This is a genomic window from Burkholderia stagnalis (genome assembly GCF_902830275.1).
Taxonomy (GTDB): domain Bacteria; phylum Pseudomonadota; class Gammaproteobacteria; order Burkholderiales; family Burkholderiaceae; genus Burkholderia; species Burkholderia stagnalis.
This window is the reverse complement of the sequence record NZ_CADESW010000022.1, coordinates 26,306-49,567: the sequence shown is the minus strand read 5'-3', so window position 1 is coordinate 49,567 and position 23,262 is coordinate 26,306. Positions and strand designations below refer to the sequence as shown.

28 protein-coding genes, 1 tRNA gene and 1 riboswitch are annotated in these 23,262 nt (G+C 67.5%); of the genes, 13 read left to right on the top strand and 16 right to left on the bottom strand.

Going from position 1 to position 23,262, the window contains the following annotated elements; all coding sequences use genetic code 11:
- Nucleotides 1–108 precede the first annotated feature (108 nt).
- Genes ggt through purU form a run of 3 tightly spaced genes read left to right on the top strand, consistent with a single transcriptional unit; the run spans nucleotide 109 to nucleotide 3,814 of the window.
- The gene (gene ggt, locus HWY45_RS29330; protein ID WP_230942674.1) at nucleotides 109–1,737 is read left to right on the top strand and encodes a gamma-glutamyltransferase; all 1,629 of its coding nucleotides are present in this window, start codon (nucleotides 109–111) and stop codon (nucleotides 1,735–1,737) included.
- A 22-nt stretch (nucleotides 1,738–1,759) separates the two neighbouring features.
- Nucleotides 1,760–2,875, top strand: coding sequence for an aminotransferase-like domain-containing protein (locus tag HWY45_RS29325; RefSeq protein WP_059882632.1), 1,116 nt, complete (start codon nucleotides 1,760–1,762; stop codon nucleotides 2,873–2,875).
- A 15-nt stretch (nucleotides 2,876–2,890) separates the two neighbouring features.
- Nucleotides 2,891–3,814, top strand: coding sequence for a formyltetrahydrofolate deformylase (gene purU / locus HWY45_RS29320; protein WP_081059591.1), 924 nt, complete (start codon nucleotides 2,891–2,893; stop codon nucleotides 3,812–3,814).
- A gap of 71 nt (nucleotides 3,815–3,885) precedes the next feature.
- Here the strand turns inward: purU and HWY45_RS29315 are convergent, their stop codons facing one another.
- The 11 genes from HWY45_RS29315 to HWY45_RS29265 form a co-directional block, all read right to left on the bottom strand.
- Entirely contained in the window at nucleotides 3,886–4,962 is a 1,077-nt protein-coding gene (locus HWY45_RS29315) for an NAD(P)H-dependent flavin oxidoreductase (RefSeq protein WP_059802467.1), read from the bottom strand.
- Between the two features lie 83 nt (nucleotides 4,963–5,045).
- Nucleotides 5,046–5,195: a hypothetical protein gene (locus HWY45_RS29310; RefSeq protein ID WP_155628720.1), complete on the bottom strand. Its 150-nt coding sequence runs from the start codon at nucleotides 5,193–5,195 to the stop codon at nucleotides 5,046–5,048.
- A gap of 484 nt (nucleotides 5,196–5,679) precedes the next feature.
- Nucleotides 5,680–5,755, bottom strand: a tRNA-Lys gene (locus HWY45_RS29305).
- Nucleotides 5,756–5,810: 55 nt separating this feature from the next.
- Entirely contained in the window at nucleotides 5,811–6,560 is a 750-nt protein-coding gene (gene ybgF / locus HWY45_RS29300; protein WP_059565282.1) for a tol-pal system protein YbgF, read from the bottom strand.
- A 19-nt stretch (nucleotides 6,561–6,579) separates the two neighbouring features.
- Entirely contained in the window at nucleotides 6,580–7,089 is a 510-nt protein-coding gene (pal, locus tag HWY45_RS29295; protein ID WP_059882634.1) for a peptidoglycan-associated lipoprotein Pal, read from the bottom strand.
- Nucleotides 7,090–7,106: 17 nt separating this feature from the next.
- A complete protein-coding gene (gene tolB, locus HWY45_RS29290; protein ID WP_059565284.1) occupies nucleotides 7,107–8,402 on the bottom strand; it encodes a Tol-Pal system beta propeller repeat protein TolB in 1,296 nt (431 codons plus the stop codon).
- Nucleotides 8,403–8,511: 109 nt separating this feature from the next.
- Nucleotides 8,512–9,549, bottom strand: a complete 1,038-nt coding sequence (gene tolA, locus HWY45_RS29285) for a cell envelope integrity protein TolA (protein WP_059882636.1) — start codon at nucleotides 9,547–9,549, stop codon at nucleotides 8,512–8,514.
- Nucleotides 9,546–9,995, bottom strand: a complete 450-nt coding sequence (tolR, locus tag HWY45_RS29280; RefSeq protein WP_059565286.1) for a protein TolR — start codon at nucleotides 9,993–9,995, stop codon at nucleotides 9,546–9,548. The genes tolA and tolR overlap by 4 nt, the downstream gene beginning before the upstream one ends.
- Nucleotides 9,996–10,005: 10 nt before the next feature.
- Nucleotides 10,006–10,683, bottom strand: coding sequence for a protein TolQ (gene tolQ / locus HWY45_RS29275; protein ID WP_010091489.1), 678 nt, complete (start codon nucleotides 10,681–10,683; stop codon nucleotides 10,006–10,008).
- 195 nt (nucleotides 10,684–10,878) lie between these two features.
- Nucleotides 10,879–11,364, bottom strand: coding sequence for a tol-pal system-associated acyl-CoA thioesterase (gene ybgC / locus HWY45_RS29270; RefSeq protein WP_059802463.1), 486 nt, complete (start codon nucleotides 11,362–11,364; stop codon nucleotides 10,879–10,881).
- 90 nt (nucleotides 11,365–11,454) lie between these two features.
- On the bottom strand, nucleotides 11,455–12,201 hold the full coding sequence (locus tag HWY45_RS29265) for an SDR family NAD(P)-dependent oxidoreductase (RefSeq protein ID WP_059802461.1): 747 nt from the start codon (nucleotides 12,199–12,201) through the stop codon (nucleotides 11,455–11,457).
- 177 nt (nucleotides 12,202–12,378) lie between these two features.
- Nucleotides 12,379–12,479: riboswitch (ZMP/ZTP riboswitch) on the top strand.
- Nucleotides 12,480–12,616: 137 nt separating this feature from the next.
- Here HWY45_RS29265 and glyA point away from each other — a divergent pair.
- The 7 genes from glyA (at nucleotide 12,617) to HWY45_RS29230 (ending at nucleotide 17,270) form a co-directional block, all read left to right on the top strand.
- Entirely contained in the window at nucleotides 12,617–13,864 is a 1,248-nt protein-coding gene (glyA, locus tag HWY45_RS29260; RefSeq protein WP_059802460.1) for a serine hydroxymethyltransferase, read from the top strand.
- 6 nt (nucleotides 13,865–13,870) lie between these two features.
- Nucleotides 13,871–14,353 (top strand): transcriptional regulator NrdR, encoded by a 483-nt coding sequence (nrdR, locus tag HWY45_RS29255; RefSeq protein ID WP_017333303.1) that lies wholly within the window; start codon nucleotides 13,871–13,873, stop codon nucleotides 14,351–14,353.
- A 153-nt stretch (nucleotides 14,354–14,506) separates the two neighbouring features.
- Nucleotides 14,507–15,058 (top strand): GspH/FimT family pseudopilin, encoded by a 552-nt coding sequence (locus tag HWY45_RS29250; RefSeq protein WP_059882638.1) that lies wholly within the window; start codon nucleotides 14,507–14,509, stop codon nucleotides 15,056–15,058.
- A gap of 14 nt (nucleotides 15,059–15,072) precedes the next feature.
- Nucleotides 15,073–15,462 (top strand): type IV pilus modification PilV family protein, encoded by a 390-nt coding sequence (locus HWY45_RS29245; protein ID WP_059882686.1) that lies wholly within the window; start codon nucleotides 15,073–15,075, stop codon nucleotides 15,460–15,462.
- The gene (locus tag HWY45_RS29240) at nucleotides 15,452–16,285 is read left to right on the top strand and encodes a type IV pilus assembly protein (RefSeq protein ID WP_059882640.1); all 834 of its coding nucleotides are present in this window, start codon (nucleotides 15,452–15,454) and stop codon (nucleotides 16,283–16,285) included. Before HWY45_RS29245 ends, HWY45_RS29240 begins: the two co-directional genes overlap by 11 nt.
- A 38-nt stretch (nucleotides 16,286–16,323) precedes the next feature.
- Nucleotides 16,324–16,830 carry a pilus assembly PilX family protein gene (locus tag HWY45_RS29235; RefSeq protein WP_059882641.1) on the top strand — a complete coding sequence of 169 codons (507 nt, stop codon included), beginning with the start codon at nucleotides 16,324–16,326 and terminating at the stop codon, nucleotides 16,828–16,830.
- A 14-nt stretch (nucleotides 16,831–16,844) separates the two neighbouring features.
- A complete protein-coding gene (locus tag HWY45_RS29230; RefSeq protein ID WP_059882684.1) occupies nucleotides 16,845–17,270 on the top strand; it encodes a type IV pilin protein in 426 nt (141 codons plus the stop codon).
- A gap of 66 nt (nucleotides 17,271–17,336) precedes the next feature.
- Here the strand turns inward: HWY45_RS29230 and HWY45_RS29225 are convergent, their stop codons facing one another.
- The 3 genes from HWY45_RS29225 to HWY45_RS29215 form a co-directional block, all read right to left on the bottom strand.
- Complete coding sequence (locus HWY45_RS29225; RefSeq protein WP_059882643.1) at nucleotides 17,337–17,783, bottom strand: DUF3318 domain-containing protein; 447 nt, start codon at nucleotides 17,781–17,783, stop codon at nucleotides 17,337–17,339.
- Between the two features lie 43 nt (nucleotides 17,784–17,826).
- Nucleotides 17,827–18,216 (bottom strand): phage holin family protein, encoded by a 390-nt coding sequence (locus HWY45_RS29220; RefSeq protein WP_059882645.1) that lies wholly within the window; start codon nucleotides 18,214–18,216, stop codon nucleotides 17,827–17,829.
- A gap of 126 nt (nucleotides 18,217–18,342) precedes the next feature.
- The gene (locus tag HWY45_RS29215) at nucleotides 18,343–18,645 is read right to left on the bottom strand and encodes an ElaB/YgaM/YqjD family protein (RefSeq protein ID WP_026044969.1); all 303 of its coding nucleotides are present in this window, start codon (nucleotides 18,643–18,645) and stop codon (nucleotides 18,343–18,345) included.
- Between the two features lie 306 nt (nucleotides 18,646–18,951).
- Between HWY45_RS29215 and HWY45_RS29210 the strand changes: the two genes are divergently transcribed.
- On the top strand, nucleotides 18,952–19,590 hold the full coding sequence (locus tag HWY45_RS29210) for a peroxiredoxin (RefSeq protein WP_059565295.1): 639 nt from the start codon (nucleotides 18,952–18,954) through the stop codon (nucleotides 19,588–19,590).
- A 140-nt stretch (nucleotides 19,591–19,730) separates the two neighbouring features.
- Here HWY45_RS29210 and HWY45_RS29205 read toward each other — a convergent pair whose 3' ends face one another.
- Nucleotides 19,731–20,918 (bottom strand): acyl-CoA dehydrogenase, encoded by a 1,188-nt coding sequence (locus HWY45_RS29205; RefSeq protein WP_059882647.1) that lies wholly within the window; start codon nucleotides 20,916–20,918, stop codon nucleotides 19,731–19,733.
- Between the two features lie 76 nt (nucleotides 20,919–20,994).
- Here HWY45_RS29205 and HWY45_RS29200 point away from each other — a divergent pair, with 76 nt between their 5' ends.
- Nucleotides 20,995–21,786, top strand: coding sequence for an IclR family transcriptional regulator (locus HWY45_RS29200; RefSeq protein WP_059882649.1), 792 nt, complete (start codon nucleotides 20,995–20,997; stop codon nucleotides 21,784–21,786).
- Nucleotides 21,787–21,884: 98 nt separating this feature from the next.
- A complete protein-coding gene (locus tag HWY45_RS29195) occupies nucleotides 21,885–22,292 on the top strand; it encodes a GFA family protein (protein ID WP_059882650.1) in 408 nt (135 codons plus the stop codon).
- A 60-nt stretch (nucleotides 22,293–22,352) separates the two neighbouring features.
- Here the strand turns inward: HWY45_RS29195 and HWY45_RS29190 are convergent, their stop codons facing one another.
- Nucleotides 22,353–23,156: an EAL domain-containing protein gene (locus HWY45_RS29190; RefSeq protein ID WP_059565298.1), complete on the bottom strand. Its 804-nt coding sequence runs from the start codon at nucleotides 23,154–23,156 to the stop codon at nucleotides 22,353–22,355.
- Nucleotides 23,157–23,262 lie beyond the last annotated feature (106 nt).

Genomic DNA, 23,262 nt, shown 5'->3' with positions numbered 1-23,262 from the left:
GACTGGCAGACCATGAAGATCACCAACAAGAAACCGACCCAGCGCGAACGCGACTATGACGCCCGGGCGCGCGAGGCGGCCGAGGAGTCGCAGCGCGTCGTGCGGAAGATGAAGCAGGAGGTCGGTGCGCGGCAGACGCAGGTGCTGAAGGCAGGCGCCGTGGCCGCGCCGGACGTGTACAGCGCGCACGAGGCCGAGGCGGTGCTGGCGGAAGGCGGCAACGCGGTCGACGCCGCGGTCGCGGCGGCGTTCGTGCTGGCCGTCACCTATCCGGAAGCGGGCAACATCGGCGGCGGCGGGTTCATGAACATCCATTACGACGGCTCGCCGTACTTCCTCGACTACCGCGAATGCGCGCCGGCGAATGCGCGGCGCGACATGTACCTGGACGAAGCGGGCGAGGTCGTGCCGGGCATGTGCGTGGTCGGCCGCCATTCGGTCGCCGTGCCGGGCACCGTGCGCGGGCTGTGGGATGCGCACCGCCGGTTCGGCAGCCTGCCGTGGCGGCGGCTCGTGGCGCCCGCGATCCGCTACGCGAAGCTGGGCTTCATCGTGCATCGCCAGTTGATCGAGCGTCGCGACGTGATGCTGGCCGATTTCGAGGGCAAGACGAACTTCACGCAGTTCTTCGGCAAGATGGAGGAGGGCGGCGTGTTCCGCCAGCCGGATCTCGCCAATACGCTCGAGCGGATCGCGCGTTACGGCGTCGGCGAGTTCTATCTCGGCGTGACGGCGGACTTGCTGGTCAAGCAGCTGACCGACCTCGACGTGCCGATCACGAAGGACGATCTGCGCCAATACCGCACGATCTGGCGCAAGCCGCTCGTCGCGGACTGGAACGGCTACCAGGTGGTGACCGCGCCGCCGCCCAGCTCGGGCGGGATCGGGCTGCTTCAGCTGCTGAAGATGAAGGACGTGCTGAGCGCCGCATTCGCGGGCGTCGAGCACAACTCGACGCAGTACGTTCACCTGTTCGCGGAAATGTCGAAGCGCGTGTTCGCGGATCGCGCCGAATATCTGGGCGACCCGGCCTTCCAGGAGATGCCGGTCGACGCGCTGCTGCATCCCGCCTATATCCGCCGCCGCGCGGCGGAGGTCGATCTCGCGACGCCGACGCCGGTCGACGCCGTCCAGCCAGGGCTGGAGGAGAGCGAGGAGACCACGCACTTCTCGATCGTCGACAAGTTCGGCAACGCGGTGTCCAACACGTACACGCTGAACTCGAAGTTCGGCAGCGGCATCGTCGTGGAGGGCGCGGGCTTCCTGCTGAACAACGACATGGACGATTTCTCCGCGAAACCGGGCGCGGCCAACCGGTTCGACCTCGTCGGCACGGATGCGAATGCGATCGCGCCGGGCAAGCGGATGCTGTCGTCGATGACGCCCACGATCCTGACGAAGGACGGCCGCGTGTCCATCGTGATCGGCACGCCGGGCGGGTCGCGGATCTTCGGATCGATCTTCCAGGTGCTCAGCAACCTGCATTCGTTCGACATGTCGCTCGCGAAAGCCGTCGCGAAGATGCGCGTTCATCACCAGCTGCTGCCCGTCAACACCGTGTACTGGGAGCCTTACGCGCCGATCGAGGGCGCGCTCGCCGACGAGCTTCTCGCGCGCGGCTACAACCTGCGGCCGCGTTTCACGAACGGCGACATCCAGGTGATTCGCGTCAACGGCGACATGCCGGAAGCCGCGTCCGATCCGCGCGCGCGCGGCACGGTCCGTCTCGCCAACTAACCCTCATGCCCACAGGATTCCCATGAAAACGATCGATTTGTCGCGCGGCGTTCCCGATCCGCAATCGTTTCCGGTCGACTCGCTGCGCGCGATGGCGGCGGCCGCGCTCGAGCGCGACGCCGGCCGGATGCTGCAGTACGGGCCGGCGTTCGGCTATCCGCCGCTGCGCGAATTCATCGCGTCGTGGTTCGACAGCAAGATGTCGAACGTGCTGATCGGCCACGGCTCGCTCGAACTGTTCAATTTCATCTGCGACGCCTACCTGAAGCCGGGCGACGTCGTGTTCGTCGAGCGCCCGACCTACGACCGCGCGATCACGACCCTGCGGCAGCATGGCGTCACGATCGTCGGCATCGACGTCGGCGACGACGGCATGTGCATCGACGCGTTCGAGCGCGCGCTGCGACGCCACCGGCCCAAGCTCGTCTATCTGATTCCCGATTTCCAGAATCCGACCGGCGCGTGCATGAGCGTCGAGGCGCGGCGCACCGTGATCCGCTGCGCGCGCGAGCACCGGTTCCTGCTCGTCGAGGACGGGCCTTACGGCTTGCTCCGCTATCGCGGCACGCCGCTGCCGTCGCTGCACAGCATGGCGCCGGACCTGACGCTGCATCTCAGCTCGTTCACGAAGCTGATCAGCCCGGGCGTCAGGACCGGGTTCCTGGTGGCGCCGGACGAGGTCGTGAAGCGCGTCGCGAGCGTCGCCGAGCGGCACTACATCACGCCGAGCTTCTTCGCGCAGGGCATCGTGGCGGCGTGGTGCGAGAGCGGCCAGCTCGCGCCGCAGCTCGACCGCCTGCGGCACCTGTATGGGCCGCGGCTCGAAACCTGCGTGCAGGCGATCGAGCGCTACCTGCCCGGGCGGCTGTTCGTGAGGCCCGAAGGCGGGTTTTTCGCGTCGCTGCGGCTCGGTGCGCGCATCGACGAGCGATCGCTGCAGACGGCGGCCGCGGAGGCGGGGCTCGTGCTGTCGTCGGGAAACGCGTTCTTCGACGCGCATCCCGGCTACCAATTCCTGCGCGTGCCGTTCTGCGCGCTGAGCGCCGCCGACATCACCGAGGGCATCCGCCGGCTCGGCGACGTGGTGGACCACCTGAACATGGCGGCGCGCAGCGGCAAAGCGCATGCCGCGATCTGACGAGGAGGAGACGTCGTGTTGACACAAAGCGAAGCCCGCTCGCCCGACGGGGCCGCGGCGACGCTCGCGCAGGCGAGTGTCGAATACGTGCTGGTCGCGTCGTGCCGCGCGCAGCGCGGCATGATTCACCGCGTATCGAGCCTGCTTGCGGAACTGGGCGGCCACGTGCTGGATTCGGCGCAGTACAGCGATCCGTCGTCGCAACGGCTGTTCATGCGGATCGTATTCGCGGTGGACGAAGGCGGCGCGACCGAGGCGGCGCTGCGCGCGGGCATCGGCGTGCTCGATCACGGGGCGGACCTGCAGTGGCAGCTCTTCGTCGCGCGGCAGCGCCCCCGGGTGCTGCTGATGGCGTCGAAGCTCGGCCATTGCCTGAACGACCTGCTGTTTCGCTACGCGAGCGGCACGCTGCCGGTCGAGGTGTGCGGCGTCGTGTCGAATCATCGCGATCTCGCGCGGCTCGTCGACGGCTACAACGTGCCGTTCCATCATTTTCCGCTGCCGCCGCATGCATCGGCCGACGCGCGGGCCGCGCAGGAGCGGGGCATCCTCGCGCTCGTCGCCGCGCACGACATCGAACTGGTGGTGCTCGCGCGCTACATGCAGATCCTGTCGGCCGGGTTCTGCGATGCGCTGAAGGGGCGCGTCATCAACATCCATCACTCGTTCCTGCCGAGCTTCAAGGGCGCGCAGCCATACGGCCAGGCCCACGCGCGCGGCGTCAAGCTGATCGGCGCGACCGCGCATTTCGTGACGCGAGATCTCGACGAGGGGCCGATCATCGAGCAGGACGTCGCGCGCATCGATCACGCGATGTCGCCTGAGGCGCTCGCGGCGATCGGCGGGGACGCGGAGTGCGTGGTGCTGGCGCGGGCGGTGAAGTGGTTCGCGGAGCGCCGAATTTTGCCGAACGGCAACAAGACGGTGGTGTTCCGGTAACGGGAGAAGCGGATCAAGACGGACGCACGGCCCCGTGAAGGGGCCGTGCGTCGTTGCGTTGCGAGGTTGAGTTAGCCGAACGCCGCGGCCGTTTCCTCGGCGAGCGCGTGCACCAGCGCCTCGGCCGGGATGCCGTCGTCGCGCCGGCGGCTCAGGCCTGCCGCCTGTCCGGCCCACATCGAAATGAAGTCGGTGCGGTTCGCGGCGCCCGCGGCCTTGCGGATCTCGGCCGTCAGCGCGTTCTGAACCGGATACGCGGGCACGTGCTGCTCGAACTCGGCCATGCGGCGGATGTAGTCGTTGACGATTCCGCGCGCCGGGCGCCCGGTGAACGTGCGGCTCGTGCGCGTCGACGTATCGGCCGCCTGGCGGATCTGCGCCTTCCACGCGGGGTGGATCGGCGATTCGGCGCTCGTCAGGAAGGCCGTGCCGAGCTGCGCGGCCTGCGCGCCCAGCGTCAGCGCGGCGGCGATGCCGCGGCCGTCCATGATGCCCCCCGCGGCGATCACCGGCAGCGACACGGCGTCGACGATCTGCGGCACGAGCGCGAGCGTGCCGACCATGCTGGCGTCGAGGTCGCCGAGGAAGGTGCCGCGATGCCCGCCTGCCTCCGCGCCCTGCGCGCAGATGATGTCCGCGCCGTTGGCTTCCCACGCGCGGGCTTCGGCGACGCTGGTGGCCGTGCCGATGACGAGGCTGCCGGCGTCGTGCAGGCGCCGGACGGACGGCGCGTCGAGCAGGCCGAACGTGAAGCTCGCGACCGGCACCTTCAGCTCGACGAGCGCGTCGAGCTGCTCGCGAAAGTTCTCGCAATACCGTTCGAGCGGCTGTCCCTGCTCGAGGCCGAGCTCGGCGCGAATCGGCTGCAGCCGCTCGAGCGCGCGGCTGATTTCGTCGTCGGTCGGCGTGGGCGTGTCGAGTACGAACAGGTTGATGGCGAACGGCTTCGACGTGCCGGCGCGGATCGTCGCGACCTGCGCGCGGATCGCCTCCGGGCTGAGGCTGGCCGCGGCGAGCGAGCCGAGACCGCCGGCGTTGGAGACCGCGATGACCATCTCGGGCGTCGAGCCGCCGTTCATCGGGCCTTGCACGATCGGCAGGGCGATGCCGAGCCGTTGGGACAGCGGGGTGGAAAGCGAGCGTGGCATGGGTTGTTCCTCGGAAATGGAAGGGAAGGACAGATTGGGGTAGCGGGTGCCTGCCGGCGCCGTTCTGCGACGGCGTGCCGCTCTTAGAATGGGTCGGATTCGTCGCGCAGGACTTTTTCCCGTCGGCGTGCGGCGGCGCGCTGGTCGGCCTCGTACAGCAGCAACAGGAATTTGTAGAACAACGAACCCGCGACCGCCGCGATGCCGACGGTGATGACGATGGCGTCCAGCATGTAGGCTTCTCCTTGATCCTCATCGGCTGACGCGCGATGCCGGCAGGTAAAAGAACATGCAGATCATATGAATTTTATTGCGGGTGCGGGATGAAAAATACAGATATGGGGTTTCTCTAAAAGTGAACGATTGGCGTCGCGCAAGAGCGGGGCGCGGGGTGAGCGTGGCGCAGCAGGGTGTGCGGCGCAGGGTGTCGGCCGATTCGCTTGGGTTGATTCCGGGATGGATCAGGGGGCGGCGGTCGGAGTTATGTTCGCGACCGCGTCTGAACGTGAGAATCGGTGAGCCGACCGGATGCGGGCGAGGGGGGGAGCAGATCGAGAATTCGGCGACTGGGTTGCGGCGCTGTTTGATGATGCGCGACAACTTGCCCCGGGTGCCGTGGCCGCTCCGGGGCAGGCCGGTGGTTTGGGCGAGGCGCCGCCGATATTGAGGCGCAAAAGAAAAAGGGCTTAGCCGAAGCTAAGCCCTTTTTCGTCCATCTGGTAGGCCGTGCGTGACTCGAACACGCGACCAACGGATTAAAAGTCCGCTGCTCTACCAACTGAGCTAACGACCCAAAGAGGCGAAATTATAGCGGCGGGTTTTGAGCTCGTCAACAACCCGGAGCTAAATTATTTCATCGTCTGCAGCTTGCCCTGTGCCGTCTGCGCCGCGCTCGACCCGCTGTACTGCGAGACGACCTGTTCGAAGGTCTTCTTCGCCGCCGCCTTCTGGCCTTGCTCGAGCTGGTTCGTGCCGATCGCCAGCATCGCATCGGCTGCGCGCGGATGCTGCGGGTACTTGCCGACGATGCCCTGCCACGTCGCCGTCGAACCCTTGTAGTCGCGCAGTGCGTACTGCGCGTTGCCGAGCCAGTACTGCGCGGTCGGCTGGTAAGGGCTCTGCGGATACTTCGCGATGAAGCTGCGGAACGATGCGGCGGCCGCCTTGAAGTTGCCGTCGCGGAACTGCTGCTGCGCTGTATTGAACGCGTCCGTCTCGCCCGGCTGCACGGTGCCTTCGACACCGTCGACCGTCTTCTGCTGCGGCTCGAACTTCTTGAGCCGCGTATCGAGATCGGTGTAGTACTCCTTCTGCTGGCGTTCGAGCGTCGTGAGCCGGTTCGTCAGATCCTCGTTCTCGCCGCGCAGCGTCGCGACCTGCTGGTTCAGCTGGTCGAGGCGGGCGGTCTGATCGAGGATCGTGCGTTGCGCGGCCGACAACTGGTTCGCAAGATTGTCGCTCTTGCTGCGCAGGTCGAGCACGGCGCGGCGCGCTTCGTTGTCGTCGAACATGCCGGCGTGCGCCGGCGCGGCCGACCACGCCGCGCCGGCGACGCAGAAGGCTGCGGCCACGCGCAGCCAGGATAGACGGTGCGTCATACGGCGATTCTTCCGTTACTTACTGTTGGTAGACGAGATCCGCGCGGCGGTTCTGCGCCCACGAAGCTTCGTCGTGACCCGCTGCCTGCGGCTTTTCCTTGCCGAGGCTCACGGCTTCCATTTGCGCGTCGGCCACGCCGAGCAGCGCCATCGCGCGACGGACGGCTTCGGCACGCTTCTGGCCCAGCGCCAGGTTGTACTCGCTCGTGCCGCGCTCGTCGGTGTTGCCCTGGATCAGCACGTGACGCTGCGGATGGCTCTTCAGGTACTGAGCGTGCTGCTGCATCAGCGGCTGGTACTCGTCCTTCACCGAATAGCTGTCGAAGTCGAAGTAGATGCTGCGCTTCGCGAGCGGGCTGTTCGGATCGTTCAGCGGATCGACGTTCACTTGCGCGACGTTTTCCGGGTTCGGCTGCGTGCTCACCGCGCCGGCGTTGGCCTTGTCGTCGAGCTTCACGCCCGACTTACATGCTGCCAGTGCGCCGATCATCATCACGGCCAGGGCCAGACGAGCCTTTTTTGACATCATGGTTACTCTCCTTGTGGTCATTGCATGAAGGGTCCCCACGACGGCTCGCGTACGGAGCCGCCCTGGACGGACAGAATCTGCGGCGGCGCGCTGCCGTCGGACGGGACGGCAGCCAGCACGTTGCGGCCACCCGACTGCGTGGCGTACAGCACGTACTGGCCGTTCGCCGCAAAGCTCGGCGACTCGTCATGGCTGGTATTCGTGATCGCGTTCGCCGCGCCCGTCTGCAGATCCTGAACGTAGAGCTTGAAGCCCCCGCCCGTGCGGGAGATGTAAGCGAGCAGCTTGCCGTCCGGGCTCACGCGCGGGCTCGTGTTGTAGCTGCCGGTGAAGGTCACGCGCTGGGCCGAGCCGGCGCTTTCGCCCTGGGCCGGCATCCGGTAGATCTGCGGCGCGCCGCCGCGGTCGCTCGTGAAGTAGATCCAGCGGCCGTCAGGCGAGTAGAACGGCTCGGTGTCGATCGAGCTGCTCTGCGTCAGCCGGCGCAGGCCGCCGCCGTTCGCATTGACCGAGTAGATCTGCGTGTTGCCCGTCAGCGACAGCGCGACCGACAGCGTCTGGCTGTCCGGCGACCACGCCGGCGCGCTGTTGTTGCCCTTCTGGTCGGACACGATGTAGCGGCGGCCGGTCGGCAGGTCGTGGATGTAGACGATCGGCTTCTTGCGCTCGAACGAGACGTACGCGACCTTCGTGCCGCTCGGCGACCACGACGGCGAGATGATCGGCTCGGTGCTCGACAGCGCGATGCGCGCGTTCTGGCCGTCCGAATCGGAAATCTGCAGCTGGTAGCGGTTGCCGGACTTGATCACGTACGACAGGCGCGTCGCGAACACGCCGCGCGTACCGAGCAGCTTCTGGTAGATGTAGTCGGCGATCTTGTGGCCGGCCGTGCGCAGCGTGCCGTCGTTCGCGGTCAGCGACAGGCCGCCGAGGCTCTGCTGCTTCACGGTGTCGTACAGGATGAAGTTGACCTTGTACTGGCCGTTTGCCTCGCGGTTCACGCTGCCGGCGACGAACGCATTCGCGCCCTTGGCCTTCCACGCGCCGAGGTCGACCTGCGCGGTTTCCGGCACCGGCGTGCTGCCGGCGTCGACGTTGGTGAACTTGCCGCTGCGGGCGAGGTCGGCGCGGACGATCGACGTGACCTGCTGGGGCAGGCCCGCCTCGTTCGCGAAGTTCGCGGTGGCGATGGGGAACTGGGTCGAACCGACGCCGGTGATCAGCACGTCGACCTGCGCGTTAGCGGCGCTGCCCGCCGCAATCAGACACGAGGCCACGAGTGCCCTGAAACCTAGCTTCGTCATCAAACTCATGCTTCTTGCTTCCCGTATGACTTGTATCGCTGCGCAACCGCAGAGACAGTAAAAATACCCGATTCGTTCCCGTCTTACAGCGACGTCCGGAGTGTAAGCGCATTTCCGCTCACTCCGCCGCCTTGAAGGTAATCGTAATGTCCGACGGGGTACGGCCGTTAGAATCGGGCGGCAACGGGACCGACGCCTGGATCGCACTGACCACGGCTTGATCCCACCCCGAATTTCCGCTCGAACGGCGGATCGATACGCTCAATACATCGCCCGACGGCGTGCAGCGGATCGCGACGACCGTCGTCAGGCCCGCGCGCTCGCCGCCCCAGACGATGTTCGGCTTCACGCGGCGCCGCACCTTGTCCGGGTAGCCCGGGGACGCCGCATTGCCGCCGGAGCCCGTGCCGGTGCCGCTCTTCGCGAGGCCCTCGCCGCCGCCTTCGCCACCGCCCGCGAGGCCCTGCATCTGCGCGAGGCGCGTGCGGCGTTCCTGGTCGAGCTTCGCCTTCGCCGCGGAGTCTGCCTTGGCCTTCGCGGCCGCTTCGGCCTTCGCCTTCGACGCGGCTTCGGCTTTCGCCTTGGCCGCCTGCTGGGCTTCGAGCTTCGCCTGCTTCTGTTGCTCGAGCTTTTGCTGTTCGAGTTTCTGCTGCTCGGCAAGCTGTTTCTGCTTGAGCTTGTCGGCCTGCTTCTGCTTTTCCTGCTCGGCGGCTTTCTGCGCGGCGGCTTTCTGCGCGGCGAGCGCGGCCGCCTGCCTGGCCGCGAGCTGCGCGCGCCGGGTGTCTTCTTCCTGCTGTGCCTTCAGTTGCGCCGCGCGGCGCTGCTGCTCGAGCAGCGCTTCACGCGCGGCGGCTTCCTGCTGGCGCTTCTTCTGCTGCAGCGCGATGTCCGCTTCCTCGTTCCTCACCGGGGGAGGGGGCGGCGCGACCTTCGCGGGCGGCGGCGCGACCGGTTGCGGGGGCGTGGTGTCCGGCACCGCCGTCCACAGTTCGGCCTCGGCGCCGGCCGGCGTGCTGTTCTGCCACTGCACGCCGTGATACAGGAACAGCGCGAGCAGCACGTGCATCAACGCGGCGAGCGCGAACGCGCGCCACGTGCCGCGCTCGCGCGGCGGCATCGGCGGGTAGGCGCTGCCGCGCGGGGATTGCCGTTTCATTGCGATTTGACGAGGAGGCCGACGCGCTTGACGCCGCGCGCCTTCAGGTCCGACATCACGGTCATGACTGCATCGTACTGCACGGTCTTGTCCGCTGCGATCACGACCGGCTGGTCGGGATGATCCGCCTGGCGGGCCACGATGAAGCTGTCGAGCTCGGCCTTGGTCATCGTGTCTTCCTGCGTCGCGCCCGAGGCGCTCTTGTACTTGACGCTCATCGTGCGGTCGGCCTTGATGTTGACGACGACGGGCGGCGTCTGCTCCTGCGGCGCGGCATTGCCGACGGTCGGCAGGTTGATGATCGACGGGGCGACGAGCGGCGCGGTGACCATGAAGATCACGAGCAGCACGAGCATCACGTCGATGTACGGCACGACGTTGATGTCGGCCATCGCGCGGCGCGAGCGGCCGCCGCGCATGCTGGATCGGATGGGCGTTCCTGCCATGGCGTGCTCCTTACTGGGCCTGACGCTGCAGGATGTTCGAGAACTCTTCGATGAAGGTCTCGAAGCGGATCGCGAGGCGGTCGATGTCGTGCGCGTAGCGGTTGTACGCGACGACTGCCGGAATCGCGGCGAACAGGCCGATCGCGGTTGCGACGAGCGCCTCGGCGATGCCCGGCGCGACGTTCGCGAGCGTGGCCTGCTGGACGTTCGCGAGGCCGCGGAACGAGTTCATGATGCCCCAGACCGTGCCGAACAGGCCGATGTACGGGCTGACCGAGCCGACCGACGCGAGGAACGCGAGGTTCGCTTCGAGCACGTCCATTTCGCGCTGGAACGATGCGCGCATTGCGCGCCGCGCGCCGTCGAGGACGAGGCCCGGATCGCTGATGCGCTTTTCCTTCGCCTTCAGGAACTCGCGCATCCCCGATTCGAAGATCCGCTCGAGCGCGCCGATCGTGTGGCGGTTGTTCGCCGCGCTCTGGTACAAGGCCTGCAGGTCGCCGCCCGACCAGAAATCCCGCTCGAAGCGTTCGGTCTGCGCGCGCGCGCGGCGGATCGCGAACCACTTGCGGAAGATGAAGGTCCACGACATCAGCGACAGCAACAGCAGCAGCCCCATCACCGCCTGGGCCAGGACGCTCGCATTGAGGACGAGGGAAATGATCGACAGGTCTTGAGAAGTATTCATAGAGGTTTGAGTAACGTCCCTTCGGGGGTGCCTGGCCAACAGTGCTTGGCCGGGAGCCCGGCGAGCGGTGCAAGGCCAGGAGCGCCCGGCGCCGGCAGCGCGCGGCGCGCCGGATTGCCGCTGCCGCCCCTGACGCCGAACCTTGCTTAGTATCGATTCAGGAAGGCGAGTTCATGGGCTTTGTCTAAACGGGGCTCATGCCGGCCCCGTTGACACTACAGTCTGCCCGGCTTCGGTGACGGGCCCGCGTTGCAGCGCGTCGAGCACGCCCGGCGGGATCGGCGCCGGCCGGATGCCGTCGCGGTCGACGCAACCGATGCGGATGTGCCCCGAGACGAGCAGCGTTTCGCCGCGCCACGCTTCCTGCATGAATTCCACCGACGCGCGGCCGATCCGCCCGGGCCGGCTCGTGATCGCCAGCGTGTCGTCGAGCCGCGCCGGCGCGCGATAGTCGAGCGCGGTGCTGCGGACGATGAAGATCGCGCCCGTTTCGTCGGCGAGCCGCCGCTGGTCGATGCCGCAGGCGCGCAGCCACTCCGTGCGCGCGCGCTCGAAGAATTTCAGGTAGTTGGCATAGAAGACGATGCCGCCTGCGTCCGTATCCTCGTAATAAACGCGAACCGGCCAGGCGAAGCCGGAAGGCGCTTCCGGGGGGCGGGTAGGCTGGGTCATGGCGCGCATTCTACCGGAACCGGGGTACCCGGTTCGGTACCGATTCGTAACGGAATGTTGTGGGATGCGGGCCGGCCCGCGGCCGGGCCCGCAGGGCGGTCAGCCGCGGTGGATCGTCAGGCCGGCGGGCGCCTGGGCGACCGGCATCATCTCGATCGTGTTGATGTTCACGTGCGCGGGGCGGGTCGCGATCCAGTAGATCGTGTCGGCGATGTCCTCGGCCGTGAGCGGCTGGACGTTCGCATACACGTTCGCTGCCTTCGTGTCGTCGCCGCGGTAGCGGACGTTCGAGAACTCGGTGCCGCCGCAGAGGCCCGGCTCGATGTCGGTGACGCGCAGCGGCGTGCCGATCAGGTCGGCGCGCAGGTTCAGGCTGAATTGTCTGACGAATGCCTTGGTCGCCCCGTAGACGTTGCCGCCCGGATACGGGTACATGCCGGCGACCGACCCGAGGTTGAAGATGTGGCCGCGGCCGCGCGCGATCATGCCGGGCAGCAGTGCATGCGTGACCGTCACGAGCCCCGAGCAGTTCGTGTCGATCATCGTCTGCCATTCGTCGAGGCTGGCTTTCTGCGCCGGCTCGACGCCGAGCGCGAGGCCCGCGTTGTTGACGAGCACGTCGAGCGCCGCGAATTCGGCGGGAAGCGTGGCCTCGACGGCCTCGACGGCGGCGCGGTCGCGCACGTCGAGCTCGAGCGGCAGCAGCGCGTCGCCGAGCTCGGCGGCGAGCGCGTCGAGGCGATCCTTGCGGCGCGCGGTCGCGACGACGCGGTGGCCACCCTTGACGAAGGCACGGGCGATGGCGGCGCCGAAGCCGGCGGACGCGCCTGTGACGAACACGATCATTGCTGCTCCTGGTCGGTAAAGAAGCGGATGAGGAACCTGCAAGCGTACTGTGATTGCCGCACCGCGGCAAGGCGGCGGAAGGTATACGCTGCGGGCGTGATGGGCCTGTCCCCAATTGTCCGGGCGGCGCCCGCGCGGTTGCCTATTCATGACGCATCCAATAAACTAGTGCGTTCATCACCCCTGCGTGACTGGCGATAGAACCCTCGGGTTCAAGGTGGAGCGTCCCACCGTGAAGCGCAGGGCATCGTTTTTTGCCGTTCGCCTGGGCAGCCGTTGTGCGCCGTCGCGTGCATCGCCGGTGGCTGTCCTGTCTCGCGTCATACGGATTCTTCCGCCATGTCGAGCTGGTGCCTCCAGCAGCGCAATGTACTCGGCCACCCCGGTCAACCTGTACACACTTAACGGAAACCGTATGTTTGACAGAGCCCAAAGCACCATTGCGAACGTCGATCCCGAAGTCTTTGCCGCGATCGAACAGGAAAACCGCCGCCAGGAAGATCACATCGAGCTGATCGCGTCGGAAAACTACACGAGCCCGGCCGTGATGGCTGCGCAGGGCTCGCAACTCACGAACAAGTACGCCGAAGGGTATCCGGGCAAGCGCTATTACGGCGGTTGCGAGTATGTCGACGTCGTCGAGCAGCTCGCGATCGATCGCGTGAAGGCGCTGTTCGGCGCGGAAGCCGCGAACGTCCAGCCGAACTCGGGTTCGCAGGCGAACCAGGGCGTGTTCTTCGCGATGCTCAAGCCGGGCGACACGATCATGGGCATGAGCCTCGCGCACGGCGGCCACCTGACGCACGGCTCGCCGGTGAACATGTCGGGCAAGTGGTTCAACGTCGTCAGCTACGGCCTGAACGAAAACGAAGACATCGACTATGACGCCGCCGAGAAGCTCGCGCAGGAACACAAGCCGAAGCTGATCGTCGCGGGCGCGTCGGCATTCGCGCTGAAGATCGATTTCGAGCGTCTCGCGAAGATCGCGAAGTCGGTCGGCGCGTACCTGATGGTCGACATGGCGCACTACGCTGGCCTGATCGCCGCGGGCGTCTACCCGAACCCGGTGCCGCACGCCGACTTCGTCACGACCACGACGCACAAGAGCCTGCGCGGCCCGCGCGGCGGCGTGATCCTGATGAAGGCCGAGTACGAGAAGCAGATCAACTCGGCGATCTTCCCGGGCATCCAGGGTGGCCCGCTGATGCACGTGATCGCCGCGAAGGCCGTCGCGTTCAAGGAAGCGCTGTCGCCGGAATTCAAGGCGTACCAGCAGAAGGTGGTCGAGAACGCACGCGTGCTGGCTGAAACGCTCGTGAAGCGCGGCCTGCGCATCGTGTCGGGCCGCACCGAAAGCCACGTGATGCTGGTCGACCTGCGCGCGAAGAACATCACCGGCAAGGCAGCGGAAGCCGCGCTCGGCGCCGCGCACATCACGGTCAACAAGAACGCGATTCCGAACGATCCGGAAAAACCGTTCGTGACGAGCGGCGTGCGCCTTGGCTCGCCGGCGATGACGACGCGCGGCTTCGGCCCGGCGGAAGCCGAGCTGGTCGGCAACCTGATCGCCGACGTGCTCGAGAGCCCGGAAGACGCGGCGACGATCGAGCGCGTGCGCACGCAAGTGGCCGAGCTGACCAAGCGTTTCCCGGTCTATCGCTGATCGCTCATGCGCTGCCCGTTCTGCCGGAGCGACGACACGCAGGTGGTGGATTCTCGCGTGTCCGAAGATGGCGCCGCGATTCGCCGGCGTCGTCGCTGCTCGGCCTGCGACAAGCGTTTCACGACGTACGAGCGGGTCGAGCTGGCATTGCCGGCCGTCGTGAAGAAGGACGGCAGCCGCACGGAGTTCGACCGTCGCAAGATCGTCGCCAGCATGCAACTCGCGCTGCGCAAGCGGCCGGTTGCGGCTGACGCGATCGACGCGGCGGTCGCCCGCATCGAATATCAGCTGCTCGCGACAGGCGAGCGCGAAGTGCGTAGCGAGAAGCTCGGCGAGCTCGTGATGAACGAGTTGCGCGGCCTCGATACGATTGCCTACGTGCGTTTCGCATCGGTATATCGCCGGTTCGAAGACGTCTCCGAATTTGCCGACGTGATCGAAGAATTCCGTCGCGCCTCTCCGGCCGCCAAGCCGACGCGTAAGCGCTGACGCGCTGCGCTGTTTCATTACGTTCCCTCCAGGTTGCTCGTCCTGCGCCGATTGTGGCCGGGGCGTTCGCGCGCCGCCAGCTGGCCGTTCGGCAGATGGTGCGCGTGCGTACGCGCCGCTACAGTCGTCGCATGACGTTGGCGGAGGGTGGCGATGCGGCGCGGTGGAACAGGGTGGCGGGCGTGCGGATTCTCGCTCGTCGAGTTGATGGTGGTGGTTGCGGTGATGGCCGGACTCGGCCTCTACGCGGCGCCTGCATTCGACCAGTGGCAGATGCGCGAACGGGTCGACGCCCGCTCGCGTGCGTTGCTCGGCGCGCTGTCGTTCGCGCGGGCCGAAGCGGCGCGTCTCGGTGTGCGCGTCACGCTGTGCCGGGCCGGGAGCGATGGCGCCTGCCTGCAATCCGGGCAGCGCTGCGATGATGCGGAATGGTCGTGCGGCTGGATCGTGAGCGGGCATTTCGACGAACAGGCGCGCGTGTTGCGGCGGTATCCGCGCGACCCCGGCGTGGCTGTCGCGGGCGTGGCGCACGATCTGGCATTTGCACCGCCGGCCGGCCAGGCGATCGGCGGGATCCGGCGATTCGAGCTGCGCCCGGCCCGCGGGGCGCCCGAGGCCGACGCGGCGCGCTCGTCGCGCTGCGTGCGGATCGCCGCAGGCGGCCGGGCACGCGTCGTCGCCGGCCGTTGCGAGGGCGCATCGTGAACCTGCGGCACACGATGCGTGGCGCGTCGCTGATCGAGGCGACGGTGGCGGTCGCGCTGCTCGCGTTGATCACGCTCGCGGTGGCCGGCAGCCAGCTCACGATGGCGCGTGCGCAACGCACGACGATCTGGCGTGAACGCGCGTTATGGCTGGCCGACGCGCGAATCGAACTCGAGCACGCGGCGCCCGGCGCGGAAGCGGGTATGACGGCGATCGCCGCTGCTTCGTTGCCGGGAGGGGCGATGAAGCTCGACGGCGGCGCGGGTAGCGTGCGGCTCGCCATCGTCGGTTGGCGTGACGGCGACGCCGCTGCACCTGTGCAATGCGGCGCGGCCGGTGTGTCGGCGCGTCCGCCGTCGTGTGTGCGGATTCCGTTTCGCGAGGTGATGGCCGATGGGCATTGATCGTCGCGCGCGAGCGCATACGCTCCTCGAGATGCTGATCGCGATGTCCGTCGGCTTGCTCGTGCTGGCGGCCGTCGGCGCGCTGTACCACGCACAGCGTGTCGCGCAGCGCCGGGCCGAGGACGGTTTTCGCATGCGGGATGCCGCAAGCACCGCATTGACGCTGATCGGCCAGGAGATTCAGATGGCGGGCTTCCGGCCGCTCGACGGCGCGGCGCCGCGATCGCTGCCGCCGCTGTTCGGTTGCGCAGCGGCGCGCGTGCGCGGCAGCGACGAACACGTGCGCTGCGAACCCGCGCAGGCATCGTCCGACGCATTGCTGGTTCGATACGTCGGCGATGCCGTGTCGACGTGGCCGACGGCCAGCGGCCAGGTATCGGATTGTCTCGGGCAGGGCGTGGGTGCGCCGGCGGCGCGGCCGCTCGTGTCGAACCGCTTCGACGCGCACGTCAGCCCGTCGACGGGCGAGCCCGAACTCTATTGCGAAGGAAACGGGCGCCTGGGGACCGCGCAGCCTGTCGTTTCCGGAATCGACCAGCTGCGGGTGCGGTATCTGCGGCGCGGCGAGACGCAGTTCGTCGCCGCCGGCGCGATGCGTGAAGACGATTGGCATGACGTGATCGCCGTGCATCTCTGCGTGCGGGCGCGAGGCGAACCGATGCGGGAGCGCGGCCGGCATGTCGATTGCGACGGCATTGCATCCAGCGCGCCGGACCATCGCGCGCGGCTGACGCTGCATCGCGTCGTCATGTTGCGGAACGTATCGACCGATCGCAGCGACGAGCGGCCCGATGGGCGGCGCACACTCGGAGCGACACGATGAGCCTGGGCCGACATCGTGCATGGACGCCCACCCGCGGCATGGTTCGGCGCCGTGACGCGGGCATGGCGTTGCCGGCCGTCGTCGCGGTCGGCGCGGCCGTTGCGGCGCTGACGGGCACGTGGTTCGAAGCCGCATTGACGGAGGCGCGCCGCACACGCGCGTTGTCGGACCGCCTGATCGCGTTTCACGCCGCCGATGCGGCACTCGTCGCCTGCGTTGCGCGCCTGCGGCAGGGCGGAGTGGTGCCTTATCTCATCGCCGGGGCGTCGGATGCCGAACCCGATGCATGGCGTCGCGTGCCTGCGCTGGCGATGCACGAAGCGTTCGCGCCGTTTGCCGGATGGCCGATGGTCGCGCGGCCGCCACGCTGCCTGATCGAGGCATGGTCGCTCGCGTGGCCCGCTGACGGGCGGGCATACCTCGTCACCGCGCGCGGCGTCGGGGCCCACGCATCCAGCGCCGTCTGGCTGCAGACGCAGGTCGTGATGCGCGATGGGCGAATTGTCGCGCAACGCTGGCGCCGCGTCGCGGCACAGCATCGATGATGCGTGGAGTGCGCGTGCGTCGGCCGGCCGGCTTCACGTTGCTTGAATTGATGATCGCGCTGGCGATCGTCGCGATCCTGACGGGTGTCGCGATTCCGTCGTACCACCGGCAAGCCGCGCAGGCGCATCACGCGTCGGCCGTGGCTGCGCTGTATCGCGCGGCGCAGTATCTCGAGACGCTCGACGGCGCTGCGCCGCCCGCATTGCCGGACGCGCTCGCGCATGCGCCGTCGGACGGGCGTGCCGTCTATCGGCTGGCCATCCGGCGTCCGGACGATGATGCATTCGTGTCCTACGTGCTGGAGGCGAGCCCGCTCGACGGCGGCCCGATGCGCGACGACCGATGCGGCGCGTTCACGCTGAGCGCTGACGGCTCGAAAGGCAATGTGCGGCCGGATGGCGCGAACGAATGGGATCAGCAGTGCTGGGGCGTGCGATGACGTGATGCGGCATGCGCGGCGTGCGCGGCATGCGCACCATGTGCGTCATGCGCGCGCAGCCGTGCGTCACTCCGCGCGGGCTGCCCCGTCTTCGCCGTCGTCGCGCGATTCCTTCAGGATCCGGTAGATTTCCCACGCGGCGAAGCCGAGCAAACCCCACTTCAGCGCCGGCCCCGCACTCGCGCGCAGCAGCGAGCGCACGGGTTTCGCGAGCACCAGCGAGATCAGCGAACTCACCATCGGATACTGGTTGACGAGGTTGCCGAGGCTTGCATTGAGGTTCTTCGCGGACTGGCCGAGCGATCCGCTGCCGAACCCCGGAACCAGCACCTTGAGCCAGCGGAAGCGGGAAAAGGAATGTCGTATTTCCGCACCGGCCTCCGCGAGCTCCAGCCGTTCGACTTCGGCGCGCAGGATCAGCAATTCCTTGCGGACGGCGCGATTTTGCGCGGCGCTCAAGCGCGATTGCGACGAAGCGGGGCGGTAACGATTGCCTGTGGCGTTCTGGCTCATGGCGCGGCGGCGAGTGGAATGAAAGGAACGAACGCGTGCGCGTTCACGACTTGCCGCGGAACACGTCGCGGTCTTTCTCGAGCTCGGCCAGCGTGGCCTCGAACACGATCGGCGCATCGCGCAGGTTCGCGCGCGCCTTCAGCGCGCAGCCGATGCCGGCGAACGCATACAGCGCGGTGACCACTGCGAGCGATTGCCAGCGATAGCTATCCCAGAAGGCGATCGCGACGAGCACGGTCAGGCTGATGAGCGCCATCGTCGCCAGCATCATCGCGGCGAGGCCGAGGAACAGCACGCCCATCAGGCGCTCCTTCTCCTCGGCGAGCTCGATGCCCGCCAGCTCGAGGCGCGTTTGCAGCAGTCCGATTGCAGAGCCGGCAAAGCGGCGCAGCGGGCCGTGGCCGGCGGACTGCGAGGTGGTGTCTGTCGTCATGAATGAGGCGCTTGCGCGCGCAGAAAGCGGCTAAGGCAAAGCCGACCGGCGGCGTGCCGCCAGTCAGCTTCGGCGCCCGCGCGCCACGTCAGGCGGCGCGCCGGGCGACAGGGCGCAGGCTGCGCGTTACTTGCGGTTGATCAGCAGGCCGATCAGCACGCCGACACCGGCCGCGACGCCGATCGACGTCCACGGGTGCTCGTGCACGTAGTCGTCCGTCGCGCGCGCGGCCTTCTTGCCTTTCTCGACCACCACGACCTGAACGTCGGCTGCCTTGTCCTTCGCCTGCTTCAGGCGCGACATCGCTTTCTCGCGCAGTTCGGCCGCACGGTCGCCCGTGCTGCTCGCGGCTTGCTTGAGCAGATCTTCGGCGTCCGCGAGAACGGTTTTGATATCCGACATCAGTTTCTCCTTGTTGATTTCCGACATTGCAACTCCCTTCATGCTGTCATGCTGCAGGTTCACATCGTAGCGAAACGTGTGCCCGCTGGCGAGCCGGGATCGCGCGGGGCTGCTGCGCGGAGATGGCATGGTAAACGATTTGTAATGAATGGGAAGAGATACAACGGCGAGGAAAAGTTTCACGGCGCGGCGGGGCCCGGCGCAAAAATGATAAAAATGTATGAATATCGAACGGAATAATCGTTCGCACCGCCGTCCGCTTCCCGTAAGCTACCCGACTGTCCCGCGCCGGTGGCGCGGGTTTCACCACGCACAGTTCAAGGAGGGAACAACATGGGTCTGCGTCTTGGCGACATCGCGCCGGATTTCGAGCAGGATTCGAGCCTCGGCCGCATCAAGTTTCACGAGTGGCTGGGCGACGGCTGGGGCGTGCTGTTTTCCCATCCGGCCGACTACACGCCGGTATGCACGACGGAACTCGGGCTGACCTCGAAGCTGAAGGGCGAGTTCGAGAAGCGCAACGCGAAGGTGATCGCGCTGTCGGTCGACAGCGTCGAATCGCACGCGGGCTGGATCAACGACATCAACGACACGCAGTCGACGGTCGTCGGTTTCCCGATCATCGCGGACGCGGATCGCAAGGTCTCGCAGCTCTACGACATGATCCACCCGAACGCGAACGAGACGCTCACCGTGCGCTCGCTGTTCGTGATCGATCCGAACAAGAAGGTGCGGCTCATCATCACCTATCCGGCCAGCACCGGGCGCAACTTCGATGAAGTGCTGCGCGTGATCGACTCGCTGCAGCTGACCGACAACTACAAGGTCGCGACGCCGGGCAACTGGAAGGATGGCGACGACGTGGTGATCGTCCCGTCGCTGCAGGATCCGGAAGAGCTGAAGAAGCGCTTCCCGAAGGGCTTCAACGCGGTGCGCCCGTACCTGCGCCTCACGCCGCAGCCGAACAAGTAAGCACGGCACGCAGCGCACGCTCGCGCATCGGCAGCACGGCCCGCCCGGCATCGACGCCGGGCGGGCCGTTTCCGTTTCTGTTTTCTGCTTCTGTCTCGGCGGCGCGTACCGCGCACCGCCGTGCCGTCACGCGCGGACGATCAGAAGAACGCCTGGATGCCGGTTTGCGCGCGGCCGAGGATCAGCGCGTGGATGTCGTGCGTGCCTTCGTACGTGTTGACCACTTCGAGGTTGACGAGGTGGCGCGCGACGCAGAACTCGTCCGAGATGCCGTTGCCGCCGAGCATGTCGCGCGCGAGCCGCGCGATGTCGAGCGACTTGCCGCACGAATTGCGCTTCATGATCGACGTGATCTCGACGGCCGCGGTGCCTTCGTCCTTCATCCGGCCGAGGCGCAGCACGCCTTGCAGGCCGAGCGTGATTTCGGTCTGCATGTCGGCGAGCTTCTTCTGGATCAGCTGGTTCGCGGCGAGCGGCCGGCCGAACTGCTTGCGGTCGAGCACGTACTGGCGCGCGGTGTGCCAGCAGGCCTCGGCGGCGCCGAGCGCGCCCCACGCGATGCCGTAGCGCGCCGAGTTCAGGCAGGTGAACGGGCCGCGCAGGCCGCCGACGTGCGGCAGGCGGTTTTCTTCCGGCACGAACACCTCGTCGAGCACGATCTCGCCGGTGATCGACGCGCGCAGGCCGACCTTGCCGTGGATCACGGGCGCGGACAGGCCCTTCCAGCCCTTCTCGAGGATGAAGCCGCGGATCGTGTCGTGGCCGTCTTCCTCGAGCTTCGCCCAGACGACGAACACGTCGGCGATCGGCGAGTTCGTGATCCACATCTTCGAGCCGGACAGCGAATAGCCGCCGGACACCTTCTTCGCGCGCGTGACCATGCTGCCCGGATCGGAGCCGTGGTTCGGCTCGGTGAGGCCGAAGCAGCCGATCCATTCGCCGGTCGCGAGCTTCGGCAGGTATTTCTCCTTTTGCGCGTCGGAGCCGAATTCGTGGATCGGCACCATCACGAGCGACGACTGCACCGACATCATCGACCGGTAGCCCGAATCGATGCGCTCGACCTCGCGCGCGATCAGGCCGTAGCTCACGTAGTTGAGGCCCGGGCCGCCGTACTGCTCGGGGATCGTCGGGCCGAGCAGGCCGAGTTCGCCCATTTCACGGAAGATCCCGGCATCGGTGCGTTCGTGGCGGAACGCCTCGGTGACACGCGGCGCGAGCTTGTCCTGTGCATACGCGTGCGCGGCGTCGCGCACCATCCGCTCGTCCTCGGTGAGCTGCTGGTCGAGCAGCAGCGGATCGTCCCAATGAAAGGTTGCAGCGCTCATCGTGTCATCTCCTCGCTTGACTAACGTTCCGCTGTGCGGAACAATGTTTTGCAAATTGATCCCAGTGTAGCATCAGATGACGCCTTCAACCATTGACGATCAACCGATCGACGAACGCAAGTTCGTCGTGGCGCTCGCGCGCGGCCTGGACCTGCTGCGCGCCTTCCGTCCCGGCGAGACGATGCTCGGCAACCGCGATTTCGCGGAGCGCACGGGCCTGCCGAAGGCGACGGTGAACCGGCTCGCGTACACGCTGACGGTGCTCGGCTACCTGCGCTACGACGACACGCTCGGCAAATACGCGCTCGACGCCGGCGTGCTGTCGCTCGGCTACGCGCTGCTGTCCGGCACGGGCACGCTCGACCTCGCGCGGCCGCACATGCAGGCGCTCGCGCGCGAGATCGGCGCGGCGGTGTCGCTCGGCTGCCGCGACGGGCTCGACATGATCTATCTGGAGACGATCCGCAGCGAGACCGCGCTGACGCTGGGGCTCGCGCCCGGCTCGCGGCTGTCGATGCTGACGAGTTCGATGGGGCGCGCGTACCTGGCCGTGCAGCCCGAGGACGTGCGGCGCGCGCTATACGCGGAGCTGCACCGGGCCGCTGGCGCGGGGCCCGACGCCGACGCGCTCGTGCGCGCCGCGCAGGACGCGGCGGCCGAGTTCGCGTCGGGCGGCTGCTGCTATTCGTTCCGCGCGTGGCATGCGGACGTCAACGCGGCCGCGGTGCCGTTTCGCGAGCCGCGCGAGGGGCGCTGGCTGATCCTGAGCTGCAGCGGGCCGGCGTCGTCGATGGGGGAGGACGTGTTCCGGTCGCAGGTCGGGCCGCGCCTGAAGGCGCTCGCGCAACGGCTGGGGCAGCTCGGCTGAGCGCGAAATGCGCCGGGCGCGCGTGACGCGCCGGTTGCGCACGCGCCGAGCGGCGCTCATCATCGTTGGCCCGACGCGCGAAAACGACGAGGTCGACGATGTCACACCCGGAAACGCTGGAAGGCGGCTGCGCCTGCGGCGCGATCCGTTACCGGATCACGCAAATCCCGACCGACGCCGGCTTCTGTCATTGCCGGCTGTGCCAGAAGACGACGGGCGCGGCCGTGCTCGCGTCCGCGTCGGTGCCGATCGACGCGTTCGACTACCTGCGCGGCGAGCCGGTGGTGTACGCGTCGAGCGCATGGGGCGAGCGGCGCTTCTGCGGCCGATGCGGCGCGCAGCTCGAATACCGGCTGCGCGATGCGCCGAAAACGGTCGAGATCAACTACGCGACGCTCGACGATCCATCGAGGATTCGCCCGGCGTGGCACATCTGGTATGCGAGCCGGTTTCCCGGCCTCGAGATCGGCGACACGCTGCCGAAGCACGACGGCGGCGACGCGTGACACCCGGCACGCAAGCGCCCGGCCCGAAGCGACAGGCCTCCGGCCCGGCTCATCCCCTCATCAAGCCGATACCACCTTCGCAAACACCGGCCCCTGCATGAACCGCACGTCGTGCTGCCGCAGCAGTTCGCACTGAGTCTCGTCGACCACGCCGTCGAAGATCAGCGGAATCCGCGCGCGCTGCGCATACGCGACGAGCGCCTTGACCATCCCGTCGCGCAACGCGATGCCCGCGTCCATCTTGATGTAGTCCGGCCGCGCCATGTCCGATTCGACCGCGAGGATGCGGCCCGGGTCGGGCAGCTTGTCCGCGACCTTGAAGCCGTGGTGCTGGTAGCTGCGCGTCAGGTAGCCGAGGAACGTCTTGTGCGCGACCGCGGCCGCCGGCAGCTCGATCACGACCCGCTCCGTCGGCAGGCCGAACCGCTGCAGCACCGACGAGAAGTGCTTGCCGTGATCGTATTTCACGCTCTTCAGCAGACGTTCGTGCACGCGCAGGAACAGCAGCCCGTGGCGCTGCGCGCCGAAGAAATTGATCGCGTGCAGTGCGCGCGACAGGCGGTCGACCGCGACCAGCGCCTGATCGTCGGCGGCCGAATCGAACGGATCGGGCGCGTTGCCCGTCGCCAGCGTGACCGCCTGGAAACCCAGCTCGTCGCCGTAGCGCTCGATCGTGTCGGCGAACGACGTCGACTGCGGCGCGCCCGGCATCGTCACGTCGTAGATCGGTTCGTACGCGCTGTTGAGCGTCAGCTCGGGCAGCCGCGCGCAGGCGGTGCCGCCGTCGACGAGCGCGACGTGATCCCGCAGGAACGGCAACTGCCCGGCGCGGGTGACCAGCTCGGGAATGGTGGGCGGAATCATCGGGAATCGGAATGGAAAAACGGCGGCCGAACCGGCCGCCTCATGTCTCGATAGTAGCAGCGCCCGCCGGGCTCGGCTCGGCGAATCGCTCATATCGTTATCCCGT